The 13,691-nt window shown below is 70.0% G+C and carries 13 protein-coding genes; 8 read left to right on the forward strand and 5 right to left on the reverse strand.

The annotated features are described in order from the left end of the window. Positions 1-38 precede the first annotated feature (38 nt). The 3 genes from KBY90_RS04410 to KBY90_RS04420 all read left to right on the forward strand — a co-directional run bounded on the left by KBY90_RS04410 (position 39) and on the right by KBY90_RS04420 (position 3,489). Complete coding sequence (locus tag KBY90_RS04410; RefSeq protein ID WP_254967371.1) at positions 39-1,460, forward strand: PP2C family protein-serine/threonine phosphatase; 1,422 nt, start codon at positions 39-41, stop codon at positions 1,458-1,460. Between the two features lie 31 nt (positions 1,461-1,491). Next, positions 1,492-2,904, forward strand: a complete 1,413-nt coding sequence (gene argH, locus KBY90_RS04415; RefSeq protein ID WP_254967260.1) for an argininosuccinate lyase — start codon at positions 1,492-1,494, stop codon at positions 2,902-2,904. Between the two features lie 63 nt (positions 2,905-2,967). Continuing rightward, positions 2,968-3,489, forward strand: coding sequence for an RNA-binding protein (locus KBY90_RS04420; RefSeq protein ID WP_254967261.1), 522 nt, complete (start codon positions 2,968-2,970; stop codon positions 3,487-3,489). Here KBY90_RS04420 and dusA read toward each other — a convergent pair. Beyond that, a complete protein-coding gene (gene dusA / locus KBY90_RS04425) occupies positions 3,468-4,523 on the reverse strand; it encodes a tRNA dihydrouridine(20/20a) synthase DusA (protein ID WP_254967262.1) in 1,056 nt (351 codons plus the stop codon). The genes KBY90_RS04420 and dusA overlap by 22 nt on opposite strands. A 19-nt stretch (positions 4,524-4,542) precedes the next feature. Here dusA and KBY90_RS04430 point away from each other — a divergent pair, with 19 nt between their 5' ends. Continuing rightward, the gene (locus tag KBY90_RS04430) at positions 4,543-5,865 is read left to right on the forward strand and encodes an NAD(P)/FAD-dependent oxidoreductase (protein ID WP_254967263.1); all 1,323 of its coding nucleotides are present in this window, start codon (positions 4,543-4,545) and stop codon (positions 5,863-5,865) included. Here the strand turns inward: KBY90_RS04430 and KBY90_RS04435 are convergent. The 3 genes from KBY90_RS04435 to KBY90_RS04445 are packed head-to-tail and all read right to left on the reverse strand — an operon-like array spanning position 5,810 to position 9,999. Continuing rightward, positions 5,810-7,069 carry a type II secretion system F family protein gene (locus tag KBY90_RS04435; RefSeq protein WP_254967264.1) on the reverse strand — a complete coding sequence of 420 codons (1,260 nt, stop codon included), beginning with the start codon at positions 7,067-7,069 and terminating at the stop codon, positions 5,810-5,812. The two genes, KBY90_RS04430 and KBY90_RS04435, sit on opposite strands and share 56 nt — an antisense overlap. Before the next feature lie 43 nt (positions 7,070-7,112). Further along, on the reverse strand, positions 7,113-8,192 hold the full coding sequence (locus KBY90_RS04440; protein ID WP_254967265.1) for a type IV pilus twitching motility protein PilT: 1,080 nt from the start codon (positions 8,190-8,192) through the stop codon (positions 7,113-7,115). 22 nt (positions 8,193-8,214) lie between these two features. Beyond that, complete coding sequence (locus KBY90_RS04445) at positions 8,215-9,999, reverse strand: GspE/PulE family protein (RefSeq protein WP_254967266.1); 1,785 nt, start codon at positions 9,997-9,999, stop codon at positions 8,215-8,217. A gap of 86 nt (positions 10,000-10,085) precedes the next feature. On the opposite strand from KBY90_RS04445, the gene grpE reads away from it, so the two are divergent. From grpE to rsgA, 4 genes are read left to right on the forward strand one after another with little or no spacing between them, the layout of a single operon-like run. Beyond that, complete coding sequence (gene grpE / locus KBY90_RS04450) at positions 10,086-10,832, forward strand: nucleotide exchange factor GrpE (protein ID WP_254967267.1); 747 nt, start codon at positions 10,086-10,088, stop codon at positions 10,830-10,832. 3 nt (positions 10,833-10,835) lie between these two features. Next, the gene (gene dnaJ, locus KBY90_RS04455; protein ID WP_254967268.1) at positions 10,836-11,960 is read left to right on the forward strand and encodes a molecular chaperone DnaJ; all 1,125 of its coding nucleotides are present in this window, start codon (positions 10,836-10,838) and stop codon (positions 11,958-11,960) included. A gap of 26 nt (positions 11,961-11,986) precedes the next feature. Next, positions 11,987-12,256 carry a sulfurtransferase TusA family protein gene (locus tag KBY90_RS04460; RefSeq protein ID WP_254967269.1) on the forward strand — a complete coding sequence of 90 codons (270 nt, stop codon included), beginning with the start codon at positions 11,987-11,989 and terminating at the stop codon, positions 12,254-12,256. Continuing rightward, positions 12,246-13,325: a ribosome small subunit-dependent GTPase A gene (rsgA, locus tag KBY90_RS04465; protein WP_254967270.1), complete on the forward strand. Its 1,080-nt coding sequence runs from the start codon at positions 12,246-12,248 to the stop codon at positions 13,323-13,325. Before KBY90_RS04460 ends, rsgA begins: the two co-directional genes overlap by 11 nt. A 24-nt stretch (positions 13,326-13,349) precedes the next feature. Here rsgA and KBY90_RS04470 read toward each other — a convergent pair whose 3' ends face one another. After that, a complete protein-coding gene (locus tag KBY90_RS04470; protein ID WP_254967271.1) occupies positions 13,350-13,685 on the reverse strand; it encodes a YbaB/EbfC family nucleoid-associated protein in 336 nt (111 codons plus the stop codon). Positions 13,686-13,691 lie beyond the last annotated feature (6 nt).

The raw sequence follows: 13,691 nt of genomic DNA on the forward strand, positions 1-13,691 counted from the left end.
CCGTCACGGCTATCTTGCGACTCCCCCGCGGCAGCGCGGTGAGCCAGACGCCGCCAGCTGTGCCCCAGGAACCGCCGCTCTCCCCCGGCGCCTCCCTGCGGCAGCTGCTCGACAGCCTCAGCCGCGAGCAGCGCCGCAACCAGGAGCTGCTGGCTTCGCTCGGTTTCGTGCTGCGCAGCTTCACCAACCTCAGCCGGCTGCTGGAGCTGGTGCCGCTGGTGGCGGCGCGACTGGTGGAGGCCGATGGCGCGCTGCTGGTGCCCTTCCGCGAGGACGGTCGCCTCTGGCGCGATCAGGTGCATGCCTCGCCGCTGCAGCGCGCCGCCGAGCTCGTGCGCCGGCTCACCGCTGTGCCCGACAGCGAGCTGCCGGGCGGCGACCGTGACGACGACGGCACCGGTGTGGAGCAGGCCGCCCGGCTGGATCAGCGCGTGTCGCGGCTGCTGGGCCGGGCAGAGGTGTTCGCCACCTCCGTGGTGGCCCGGGGGCGCCAGCGCGGGCGGCTGTATGTGTTCAGCGAGCGGGAGGACTTCTGCTGGAGCGAGGTGCACCGGCGCCACGTGCAGCTGGTGGCCGATCTCACCGCCCTCGCCCTGGAGAACGAGGTGCTGCAGCAGGACATGCGCCGCCACGAGCGCGTGGACCGGCAGCTGAGCATCGGCGCCGAGATCCAGGCCCAGCTGGTGCCGGACCGCTGTCCGGTGATCGAGGGCGTGGACCTGGCGGCACGCTGCCGCCCGGCCTTCGAGGTGGGGGGCGATTACTACGACTTCATCCCCACCCGGCCCCGCCTGCAGGGGCGTCGCCGGGAGCGCGGCCGCTGGGCGGTGGCGGTGGGCGATGTGATGGGCAAGGGGGTGCCCGCGGGGCTGCTGATGACCCTGCTGCGGGGGATGCTGCGGGCCGGTGCCCTCAGCGGCCATGCCCCGGACCGCATCCTCCACGATCTCAACCAGCTGGCCCAGGAGGACCTCTCCCAGTCGCACCGGTTCGTGACGCTCTTCTACGCCGACTTCGATCCGCTCACCCGGCTGCTCCGCTACAGCAACGCCGCCCACAATCCACCCCTGCTCTGGCGGCGGCGCCTCAACCGGGTTCAACGCCTGGATGCCCCTGGGCTGCTGATCGGCCTGCAGAGCGAGACCGATTACGGCATGGAGTCGATCGTCCTCGAACCCGGGGACGTGGTGCTCTTCTACACCGATGGCGTCACCGAGGCCCGGGGATTCAGCGGTGAGCGCTACGAGGAGGACCGGCTGTGCCGCAGCCTCCAGGTGGCCAGCCGCTCCGGCAGCGGGGCCCAGGCCATCCTCGATCAGCTGTTCGCGCGCCTCGATCGCTTCGTGGGGCCGGAGCGGGAGCTGGAGGACGACGCCTCCATGCTGGTGTTCAAGGTGCAGGAGGAGGTGATGCTGCCCTCCCTGCCCCAGGGCGGGCCCGGCGGCCGAGTGGCAAGCTGAGCCCCGGTCCGCTCTGTCGCTGCGCCCCTCCATGGCCGTCGATTCCTCCGCATCCGCCTGGAGCAATCGCTTCGAGCAGGGCCTGCATCCGGCGATCGAGCGCTTCAACGCCTCGATCGGGTTCGACATCGCCCTGCTGCAGGAGGACCTGGACGGCTCGATCGCCCACGCCCGCATGCTGGGCGGCTGTGGCGTGATCAGTGCGGCCGAGGCCGAGCAGCTCATCGATGGCCTGGAGCAGGTGCGCGCCGAGGCGGCCGAGGGCCGCTTCAACCCCGGCCTGGAGGCCGAGGACGTGCACTTCGCCGTGGAGCGGCGGCTGATCGAACTGCTGGGCCCCCTGGGCAAGAAGCTGCACACCGGCCGCTCCCGCAACGACCAGGTGGGCACCGACATCCGCCTGTGGCTGCGGCGCCGGATCGACGTCATCGATGGCGCCCTGCTGCGCTTCCAGCGGGCCCTGCTGGAGCAGGCCGAGCGCCATGCCGACACCCTGATCCCCGGCTACACCCACCTGCAGCGGGCCCAGCCCCTCTGCCTGGCCCACCACCTGCTGGCCTACATCGAGATGGCCGAGCGCGACCGCCAGCGCCTGGCCGATGTGCGCCGACGGGTCAACATCTGCCCCCTGGGGGCGGCGGCCCTGGCCGGCACGCCGGTGCCGATCGATCGCCGCGCCACCGCTGCCGAGCTGGGCTTCGAGGCGATCTACGCCAACAGTCTCGATGCGGTCAGCGACCGCGACTTCGCCGTCGAGTTCATGGCGGCGGGCTCCCTGGTGCTGGCCCACCTCAGCCGCCTCAGTGAGGAGGTGATTCTCTGGGCGAGTGAGGAGTTCGGCTTCGTCGCCCTCAGTGATCGCTGCGCCACCGGCAGCAGCCTGATGCCCCAGAAGAAGAACCCCGATGTGCCCGAACTGGTGCGGGGCAAGAGCGGCCGGGTGTTCGGCCACCTGATGGGCCTGCTGACGATGATCAAGGGCCTGCCGCTGGCCTACAACAAGGACTTTCAGGAAGACAAGGAAGCCCTGTTCGACGGGGTGAGCACGGTGCTGGATTGCCTGGAGGCGATGGCGATCCTGTTCGAGGAGGGGCTGGAGTTCCGGCCCCAGCGGCTGGAGGTGGCGGTGGGCTCCGACTTCGCCAACGCCACCGACGTGGCCGACTACCTGGTGACCCGGGGGGTGCCCTTCCGCGAGGCCTACCAGTTGGTGGGCGGCCTGGTGAAGACCTGCCTCAGCGAGGGAATCCTGCTCCGCCAGCTGCCCCTGGAGCGCTGGCAGCAGCTGCATCCCGCCTTCGAGGCCGACATCTTCGCCGCCATCGAGCCGCGTCAGGTGGTGGCGGCCCGCCGCAGCGAGGGCGGCACCGGCTTCGAGCAGGTGCGGGCGCAGCTGACGGCGGTGCGGCAGCGGCTGGGTCCGGCGGCCGTGAGCCACGCCTGAATCTGCCCCTAGGCTGGGCGATTGATGGGCCTGGGTTCCTTTCCCCCGCCTGACCCCCTGGACGTGAGCATCTTTGTCGGCAATCTGCCCTTCCGCGCTGAGCAGGAGGATGTGGTGGAGCTCTTTTCTCCCTTCGGGGACGTGGTCAACTGTTCGCTGCCCCTTGAGCGGGACACCGGCCGCAAGCGTGGCTTCGCCTTCGTGGAGATGGCCGATCCGGAGATGGAAGCCCGTGCCATCGAGGCGCTTCAGGGTGCTGAGCTGATGGGCCGTCCGCTGCGCATCAACCGGGCCGAACCCCGTGGCAGCGCCCCTCGCCGCTCCCCCGGTGGTTACGGCGGCGGTGGTGGCGGTTACGGCGGTGGCGGTGGCTATGACAGCGTCCCCGGTGGCGGCGGTCATGGTGCCGGTGGCCCCCGCGGCTCGGGCGCCCGGGGTTGGGAAGACCGCAGCTATGGCGGCAGCGCTCCCGAAGCCGGTTTCGAGGCCGGCCGCACCCGCCGCCGCCGCAGCGGCGGTGCCGGCGGTGGCTTCGACGGTGGTTTCCGGGACAGCGAGGGCGGCTACCCCGGCGCCGAGGACTGAGCGTCCTCCAGCTGGCGGGCGGCACCCTCCAGCACCTCGGGCCCGGCCTGGCGTGACCCGGCGGCCGCGGTGAGCTGCTGGCGCCAAGGCCGCGCACCGGGCACGCCCTGCACCAGCTTCACCAGATGGCGGGCGATCGGCCACAGCCGCTCCCCGCGGCTGCACCAGCGCTCGGCATAGGGGATCAGGCCCCGCACCACCGTCGCGGGGGTGGCCGGCTCGCCGCCGCCGGGATCCCTGTGGATGCGCTGATCCACCCCGGCCCAGCGCATGGGGTGGTCGTAGGCCGCCCGTCCCACCATCGCCCCATCCACCTGACGCAGATGGTGGAGGCAGTCCTCCACGGTCTGGAGGCCGCCGTTGATCTCGATCGTCAGCTGCGGCCGGTCGCCCTTCAGGCGGTGCACCCAGTCGTGGCGCAGCGGCGGGATGGTGCGGTTCTGCTTCGGGTCCAGGCCCTGCAGCCAGGCCTTGCGCGCATGCACGCTGAAGCGCTGCGCTCCGGCGGCCGCCACGGCGTCCACGAAGGCCAGGAGCTCGGCGTAGGAGTCGCGGTCGTCGATGCCGATGCGGTGCTTGACGGTCACCGGCAGGCGCGTCGCGCTGGCCATGGCCTCCACGCAGCGGGCCACCTGCTGTGGATCGGCCATCAGGCAGGCGCCGAACCGCCCCTGCTGCACCTTCTCGCTGGGACAGCCCACATTGAGGTTGATCTCGTCGTAGCCCCAGTCCGCCGCCAGCCGGGCGGCTTCGGCCAGCAGCGCTGGATCGTCCCCGCCCAGCTGCAGGGCAAGGGGCTGCTCGCAGGGGTCGAAGCCCAGCAGCCGCTCCAGCCGGCCGCCGGGACGCTCCGCCCCCGGCTCCAGGCGGGCATGGTGGAGGGCCCGGGCCACCACCATCTCCGTGTAGAGCAGGCTGTGGCGGGTGATCTGCCGCATCAGCACCCGGAAGTGCCGATCGGTGCAGTCCATCATCGGCGCCACACTGAAGCGGTAGCTGGTCACCTGCCGGCTGTGGCCGATCGTTTGCTCCATCGCCCCATGCTGCCCAGCCATGGTTCCTGAACGGTTGTCCGTGCTGGTGGCCGGTGGTGGCCCGGCCGGTTTCATGGCCGCCATCAGCGCCGCGGAGGCCGGCGTGGGCGGGGTGCACCTGCTCGAGGCCACGCCGGAACCCCTGCACAAGGTGCGCATCAGCGGCGGCGGCCGCTGCAATGTCACCCACGCCTGCTGGGACCCCCGCGAACTGGTGGCCCACTATCCCCGCGGCAGCCGCGCCCTGCGAGGTCCCTTCTCCCGCTTCGCGGCGGGGGATGCGCTGGCCTGGTTCCACGAGCACGGCCTGGAGCTGGTGGAGGAAGCCGACGGCCGCCTGTTCCCCCGCTCCAACCGCTCCAGCTCGGTGGTGGACACGCTGCGCCGGGCAGCCGCCACGGCCGGGGTGACGCTGCACACGGGTCTGGCCCTGCAGAGCGCGGTCCTGGCTGCGGACGGTTTTGCCCTGCAGCTGCGGGGCCAGCAGCTGAGCGGCCAGTCAGGTGCGGTCAGCGCTCGTCGACTGGTGCTGGCCACCGGCAGCCACCCCAGCGGGCGCCGCGTGGCGGCATCCCTGGGCCACAGCCTGGTGCCGCCGGTGCCGTCGTTGTTCACCCTGGCCCTGGCCGGTGAGCCCCTGCTGGCCCTGGCCGGAGTGGCGATGGATCCGGTGGGCCTCACTCTGGAGCTGCCCGATGGCGGAATCCAGCGCCAGCGGGGGCCGGTGCTGATCACCCATTGGGGCCTGAGCGGTCCGGCCACCCTGCGGCTCACCGCCTTCGCCGCCCGCCAGCTGCATGGGTGCCGTTACCGCGCCCGGCTGCGGGTCGACTGGAGTGGCGGTCGCAGCCAGGCCGATCTCGAGGAACTCTTCCAGCAGGCCCGCAGCGCCCAGCCCCGCCGCCAGCTGGGCAACGCCCGGCCCTGGCCGGACCTCAGCCGCCGTCTCTGGCAGCATCTGGTCGCCGGGGCGGGCGTGGAGCCGGAGCGGCGCTGGGCCGAACTCACGCGGCAGCAGCAGGGCGGGTTGATCGCCGCCCTGCGCGACTCCCGCTACACGGTCAGCGGCCGCGGTCCCTTCGGCGAGGAGTTCGTCACCGCCGGTGGTGTTTCGCTCGGGGAGGTGAACCTGGCGACGATGGAGAGCCGCATCTGCAGCGGCCTGTATCTCGTGGGGGAACTGCTGGATGTGGATGGCATCACCGGAGGCTTCAACTTCCAGCACTGCTGGACCTCCGGCTGGATCGCCGGTCAGGCGATCAGCGAATCTGCCGGAGGACCGACAATCAGCGGATCTGGTCGAAGATCGAGAACATCGGCAGATACATCGCAACCAGGATGACGCCGACGATGCCCCCCACAAAAATGATCATCATGGGTTCAAGCAGCGAGGTCAGGGCCTTGGTGGCATTCTCCACCTCATCTTCGTAGAAGTCGGCCACCTTGGAAAGCATGGTGTCCATTTCACCGGTCTCCTCACGGATGGCGAGCATGCTGAGCGCCAGCTCCGGAAAGGCCTTGGTGCGCCCCAGGGCCACGCTCAGGGGGATGCCCTGCATCACATCATCACGGCTGTTGGCAATGGTGTCGGCAATGATCGAGTTGCCGGTGATCTCCCGCACCACATCGAGCGAGAGCAGGATCGGCACGCCTGCCCGGGTGAGGGAGCTGAAGGTGCGGCAGAACCGGGCCGTGGCCGTCTTCTGGATCAGATCGCCGAACAGAGGCAGCTTCAGCATCAGGGCGTCGATGCGCCGCCTGCCGTAGTGGGTTCGGTAGAACCGTACCAGGATGAAGATCGCCAGCGCGATGCCGGCGGCCACGAAGATCGCGGCACTGGATCGCAGGAGATTGCTGATGTTGACGAAGAACAGGGTGAAGGCCGGCAGTTCCGCACCGAGCTGGGAGTAGAGATCGGCGAAAATGGGAATGATGAACAGCATCATCCCGAAGAACACGGCAATCGCAATCACCAGCACCGCGATCGGGTAGGCCAGGGCCCCCTTCACCTTGTTCTGCAGCTTGGCGTTCTGCTCCAGCAGCTGGCCCAGGCGCCGCAGCGCCTCGTCCAGCACCCCGCCGGCCTCGCCGGCCTCCACCATGGCGATCGTGAGGCGATCGAACACGTGCGGCCAGGCCCGCATCGCCGAGCCGAGGCTGTTGCCCTGGTTCAGTTCAAGGCTCACCGATTCCAGCGCCCGCTTGAACACCGGCAGCTTCTGCTGGGAGGCCATCAGGTCGATGCTGCGGATGATGGGCACACCCGTGCTCACCAGCGCGCCCATCTTGCTGGCGAACACGGCCCGATGCCGGATGCCTGGCCGCCGCTCGAACAGGCTCTGCAGGCCGGAGAAGCGCATCTTGCGCTTGAGTTCTTCCTGGGCCCGCTGGCTGCTGGCGGAGCTGCGCGGCTTGACCTTGATGTCGTTAACCAGGATGCCGCGCTGGCGCAGGCGGCGCTTGGCCTGCAGCAGATCGCCGGCGTCCACGTCGATGGCCTGCGTCTTGCCGCGGCTGTTGGTGTAGCTGGCGGTGAAGGTGGGCATGGTCGGGGAAGGGCGGAGAGCGACGCAGATGGATCAGCCGGGATCAGCCCAGCTGGTTGATCAGCCGCTTGAGTTCCTCCGGTTTGGTGGTCTTGGCGAGGGCCTCGTCCATGGTCACCTGGTTGGCGACCACCAGATCGGCCAGCGCCTTCTCAAGGGTCTGCATCGCCATCTGTCCGCCCGTCTGGATCTGGGAATAGAGCTGGGCGGTCTTGCCCTCGCGGATCAGGTTGGCGATGGCCGGGGTGTTGATCATGATCTCCTGGGCCATCACCCGGCCCAGCTGGCCGGGAGCCGGATTGTGGCGCACGCAGAGGGTCTGGGCGAACACCGCGGCCAGGCTGGTGCTGAGCTGCACGCGGATCTGGGTCTGCTGCCCCGCCGGGAACACGTCCACCATGCGGTCCACCGTCTGGGCGGCGGAGCTGGTGTGCAGGGTGCCGAAGACCAGGTGGCCGGTTTCGGCGGCGGTGATCGCCAGCTGGATCGTCTCCAGGTCGCGCAGTTCCCCCACCAGGATCACGTCGGGATCCTCGCGCAGAGCCGCCCGCAGGGCATTGGCGAAGCTGCGGGTGTCGTCATGCACCTGCCGCTGGTGCACGACGCTTCGCTCCGAGCGGTAGGTGAACTCGATCGGATCCTCGATCGTGATGATGTGCTCGGCGCGGGTCTTGTTGATGTGATCGAGGATGGCCGCCAGGGTGGTGGTCTTGCCCGAGCCGGTGGGACCGGTCACCAGCACCAGCCCCTTGGGCAGCCGGCTGACTTCCTCCACGACCGGCGGCAGACCGAGGGCCTGCATGCTGGGGATCTCACTGCCCAGGGCCCGCAGGCTGGCCGCGTAGGTGCCGCGCTGCCGGAACACGTTCACCCGGAAGCGGGCCACCCCCCGCAGGCCGTAGGAACAGTCCAGCTCCCACTCCTGCTCCAGCTGCTTGCGCTGGGAGTTGTTGAGCATGGAGAAGATCAGCTTGTTGCAGGCGTCGCTGTCGAGCCGCTCGTCCTGGATCGGCCGCAACTGGCCGTTGAAGCGCCCGTAGGGAGGCAGACCGGCGCTGATGTGCAGGTCGCTGCCGCCGTCGGCAACCAGCTGACTCATCAGATCCTCGATCATCACGGCCATGGGAAATCTCCGGAAGGGGTGATCAGAGCTGCGTGCTCGTGAGGCAGTAGGGACATTCAAGCCACTCCTCCCGCAGGCCGGCGCCGCAGCTCCTGCAGGTGAGGGCATGGAGAGCCCGGGCCCGCCGTTCGCTCTCCAGGCTGGAGTCGGTGAGCAGGATCCGTTCCACCTCGGCCAGGGTGGTGCGGCCTTCCCGCACCAGCTGCAGCCCGTAGCCCAGGAGGGTCTTCATGCCCGTTTCCAGCGCCATTCTGCGGATCACGTCCGTGCTCTGACGCTTGGCGATGGCGGCGGAGAGCTCATCGTTGCTGCGCAGGATCTCGAACACACCGACCCGGCCCTTGTACCCCGTGCCGTTGCAGACCGGACAGCACCCCTCCGCGCCCACATGGGTGGTGTTCGCCCGGTAGAAGGTGACGTCGGATTCCTGGCTGGCCATCAGCCCGAAGCGGCTCAGCTCCTCGGGGCTGGGGTGGTAGGCGACGCGGCAGGCCTCGCACACCTTCCGCACAAGCCGCTGGGAGATCACCCCCAGCAGCGAGGCGCTCACCAGGAACGGCTCCACCCCCATCTCGTCCAGCCGGGCGATGGCGCTGGCGGCGTCATTGCAGTGCAGGGTGGTCATGACCAGGTGACCGGTGAGGGCCGCCTCCATGGCCGTCTTGGCGGTCTCCAGGTCGCGGGTCTCGCCCACCAGCAGCACATCCGGGTCCTGGCGCATGAACGCCCGCAGCGCCTTGGCGAAGTCGAGACCCTTCTCCCGGTTCACCTGGGTCTGGGTGATGCCGGGCAGGGTGTATTCGATCGGGTCCTCGACGGTGGTGATGTTGATGCCGGGATCGTTGCGTTCCGCCAGCAGGGCATAGAGGGTGGTCGATTTGCCCGAGCCGGTGGGCCCGGTCACCAGCACCATGCCGTAGGGCTTCGAGCCCAGCTCGCGCAGGGCCTGCCGGGCATGGGAATCGGTGATCAGCTTGTCCAGGCCCAGTTCGGTGGCACCGCTGTCCAGCAGCCGCATCACCACCTTCTCGCCGTTGCGGCTGGGCAGGGTGCTCACCCGGAAGTCCATGCGCCGGCCGCGGAAGCGGCGCCGGATGCGGCCGTCCTGGGGCATGCGCCGCTCGGCGATGTCCAGGTCGGCCATGATCTTGATGCGGGATGTGACCGCCGGGGTGAGGTTCCTGGGCAGATCCTCGAAGCGTTTCTGCAGCACGCCATCCAGCCGGAAGCGCACTTCAAGGGAATGCTCCTGCGGCTCGATGTGGATGTCACTGGCCTCGACCGTGAGTGCTTCCAGCAGCAGCCGGTTCACCAGATTGATGATCGGCGAGGCGTTGGCGTCGGCAGCGGTCTTCTGCAGGCTTTCCTCAAGATCCTCCAGATCGGAGATCTCCTCGAGATCCTCGCCATCGCTGCGCAGACCGAGCTCGTCGGTGAGCGAGTGCAGCGGCACGGTCTCGGCGGGAATGTCGAGGGTGCGGCCCAGGGCCTCCTGGATGTCGGGGGTGAGGGCGAGCCGGAAGCGGGGCAGGTAGCCCTTGCGGCTGAGCTCGGCCGAGAGCGTCTCGCGCTGCTCCTCGCTCCAGTGACTCGGCACCGCCACCGGCAGCTGTCCGGCTTCGGGTTCCCCGGCGGGGCAGGCCCCCAGCTGCAGCCAGCGTTCCAGCTGCAGAACGGTGTTGCTGAGCAGTTCAGGGTGCAGCTGCTCGGCGCTGAGCACCGGTTCACCGCGCAGCAGTTCGATCTCCAGCCGCTGCTGCACGGCGTTGACGGCTTCCGGGACGGGCCGTGTCGGAGTCAGGGTCATGCGGCGAAGGTGCGGGCTTCCCCCGCTTGTGGGGGGCGACCCTGGAGTTCCAACATGTCTAGAACCAAAGCCTGCGCTTGTCAGCCATGAGTGGAGAATCTGGGGTGGGGCCCGAGTCCGGCGCCGGAGCTGATCTGCAGCACCCACTTCCGGAGGATGCATCCGGGGCTTCTGCTGCCCCGGAGCCTTCCCAGCCCGGCCATCCTCCCGAGACGGAAGCCACCCAGGGCCATGCCGGCGCTGCCGGCGGAGAGGCCCAGGCCGGGGGCGACCTCGATCCCGGCCAGCGCGCCGCCCGGCTGGAGGCCGAGCTGGCAGCCCTGAAGGCGGACTACGACAACCTCAACAGTCAGTACATGCGGCTGGCGGCTGATTTCGACAACTTCCGCAAGCGTCAGAGCCGCGACCACGAGGACCTGCGCCTGAAGATCACCTGCAGCACGCTCAGCGAGATCCTGCCCGTGGTGGACAACTTCGAGCGGGCCCGGCAGCAGCTCAATCCCCAGCACGAGGAGGCCCAGAACCTCCACCGCAGCTACCAGGGCCTCTACAAGCAGCTGGTCGAGGTGTTCAAGCAGCTGGGGGTGTCGCCGATGCGGGTGGAGGGCGAACCCTTCGATCCCACCCTGCATGAGGCGGTGCTGCGGGAGGAGAGCCAGGAGCATCCCGAGGATGTGGTCATCGCCGAGCTGCAGCGCGGCTACCAGCTCTCGGGCCGGGTGCTGCGCCATGCCCTGGTGAAGGTGTCCATGGGCCCGGGGCCCGAGTCCGCACCGGCTGCCGCCGATGTCCCGGCCGATGCCGAGCTCCGGGCCGCGTCCTCCGACGCCTGACCCATGGCCGATTACTACGACCTGCTGGGGGTCAGCCGTGACGCCGATGCCGACACCCTCAAGCGGGCCTACCGGCGCCTGGCGCGCCAGTACCACCCGGACATCAACAAGGATCCCGGTGCCGAGGACCGTTTCAAGGAGATCGGCCGCGCCTACGAGGTGCTCAGCGATCCCCAGACCCGGGCCCGCTACGACCAGTTCGGGGAAGCCGGCCTGGGGGGGGCCGCGGGCATGCCCGACATGGGTGACATGGGCGGCTTCGCCGACCTGTTCGAGACGTTCTTCAGCGGCTTCGGCGGCGCACCAGGTGGCGCTCCCCGCCGCCGCGGCCCGCGCCAGGGCGACGACCTGCGCCTGGATCTGACGATCACGTTTCAGGAGGCCGTCTCAGGCATCGAGAAGGAGGTGCAGATCCGCCACCTGGAAACCTGCTCCACCTGCAAGGGCAGTGGCGCCAAGGCCGGCAGCGGCCCCACCGGCTGCCCCACCTGCGGGGGTGCCGGCCAGGTGCGCCGCGCCACCCGCACCCCCTTCGGCAGCTTCACCCAGGTGGCCCCCTGCCCCACCTGCGAGGGCAGCGGCGAGGTGATCGCCGATCCCTGCGGCGCCTGCGGCGGCCAGGGCTTGCAGCAGGTGCGCAAGAAGCTGCGCATCAACATCCCCGCCGGCGTCGATTCCGGCACCCGGCTGCGGGTGGCCAGCGAGGGCAACGCCGGCCAGCGAGGAGGCCCGGCCGGCGATCTGTACGTGTTCCTCAGCGTGCAGCCCCACCCCCACCTGCGCCGGGATGGCATCAACGTCCAGTCGGAGGTGACCCTCAACTACCTGCAGGCGATCCTCGGCGACACGATCGAGGTGGAGACCGTGGACGGGCACGAGCAGCTGACGATTCCAGCGGGCACCCAGCCGGGGGCCGTGCTGAGCCTGCAGGGCAAGGGAATCCCCAGGCTCGGCAATCCGGTGGCCCGGGGCAATCACCAGTTCACGGTGAAGGTGCAGCTGCCCACCCGGATCACGGACCATGAGCGCGAGCTGCTGGAGGAGCTGGCCGGCCACCACACCCGCAAGGGAGACAAGCATCCCCACAAGAGCGGCCTGTTCGGCGGTCTCTTCGGCCACCGCGACTGATCCGCCCCGGCTTCTGCCCGGCTGCCATGGCATCGACTCCCCCCACCCCCGCCACCTGCCTGGATCTGCGCGGCACCCCCTGTCCGCTCAATTTCATCCGCTCCCGGCTGGCCCTCGAAGCCCTCGGCCCGGGTGAGTGGCTGCAGCTGGATCTCGACGCCGGCGAACCGGAGCAGACGGTGAGCGAAGGCCTGCGCCAGGCCGGCCATCGCGTGCAGAGGATGCCGGACCCCCCGGCCCGGGAAGGTGCTGATCCTGCCGGGGTGCGCCTGCTCGTCAGGCGCCATGACGGCTGATCCCGCCTGCCAGCCTCCCCCCCGGAGCGGTCTGGTGGTGGCCCTGCAGGCCAACTACTGCTGGGTCGAGCTGGAGCGTCCCGGTCCCGGAGACCGCGGCCGACTGCTCTGCACCCGCCGCACCCGCCTGGCCAAGGGCGGTCAGACGATCTGTGTGGGGGATCGCGTGCGGCTGGCCGGCATCGACTGGGCCGCCGGCCGGGGCGCCGTGGCGGAGGTGGAGGAGCGCGAGTGTCTGCTGCCGAGACCCGCGGTCGCGAATGTGTCGCAGGTGGTGGTGGTGGTGGCCCTGGCGGAACCCGAGCCCGACCCGCTCCAGCTCACCCGCTTCCTGATCACCGCCGAGGCCACCGGCCGGCCTGTGGAACTGGTGCTCTCCAAGGCCGATCTGCTGCCGCCTGGGGAGGTGGAGGCCTGGTGCGTGCGGCTGCGGGGCTGGGGCTACGGGGCGGTGGCGGTGTCCGGGCACACCGGCCAGGGGCTGGAGCCGCTGCGCCGTCTGCTCTCCCGTCCCGGCATCTCGGTGCTCTGCGGACCGTCCGGGGTGGGCAAGAGCAGTCTGCTCAACCGCCTCGATCCCCGTCTGGCCCTGCGCATCGGCGCCGTGTCGGGGCGGCTGCAGCGGGGGCGGCACACCACCCGCCACGTGGAGCTGTTCGCCCTCGCCCCCGGGGCCCTGGTGGCGGACACGCCCGGGTTCAACCGTCCCGAGCTGCCGGAGGATCCGCTGGCGCTGGCGCCCCTGTTCCCTGAACTGCGCCGGCGCCTGAGCCAGGGCCGCTGCCGCTTCGCCGACTGCCTGCACCAGGGGGAACCGGGTTGTGCCGCGTCTGACCCCTGGGAGCGTCAGTCGCTCTACAACCAGTGCCTGGACCAGATCCAGGCCCGCCTGGAACGGCAGCCGCCCGGCACCGGCCGCAGCCAGCAGCCGGGCATCCGGCGGCGGGGGGATCGCCTCGAGCCCCGCATCGACCCGCGTCTGCGGCAACCCTCCCGGCGCCGCACCCGTCAGCGGACGGGGCTGGAGACCCGTCGCGACCACGGGGACGACGACGCCTCTTCCCCCTAGGCCGGCATGGCCGGCCTAGGGGCTTCAGGCGCCGGGCAGGTTCAGGTTGAGCCCGCCGGTGAGTTCCTCCATGCGGCCCTTCATGGTGCCGGTGGAGAGGTCATAGGCCGCCTGCAGGGCCTCCAGCACAGCCGCTTCGCAGACCCCCGCACCCTCGGCCACAAGCTCGGGGGCCAGCTGCACCTTCAGGGGCTGCTGGTTGCCCGACAGCCAGACGCTGGCACGCCCGTCGGCGCTGCGACCCTCCAGCTCCATGGCATCCAGCTCCTCCTGCAGTTTCTGGGCGTTCTGCTGCAGTTCCTGGGCCTTCTTGAAGGCTTCGGTGAGCTGACCGAAGTTGGGAAGTCCGAAGCCGGCCATGGCTGG

Source organism: Cyanobium sp. CH-040 (assembly GCF_024346135.1).
Taxonomy (GTDB): domain Bacteria; phylum Cyanobacteriota; class Cyanobacteriia; order PCC-6307; family Cyanobiaceae; genus NIES-981.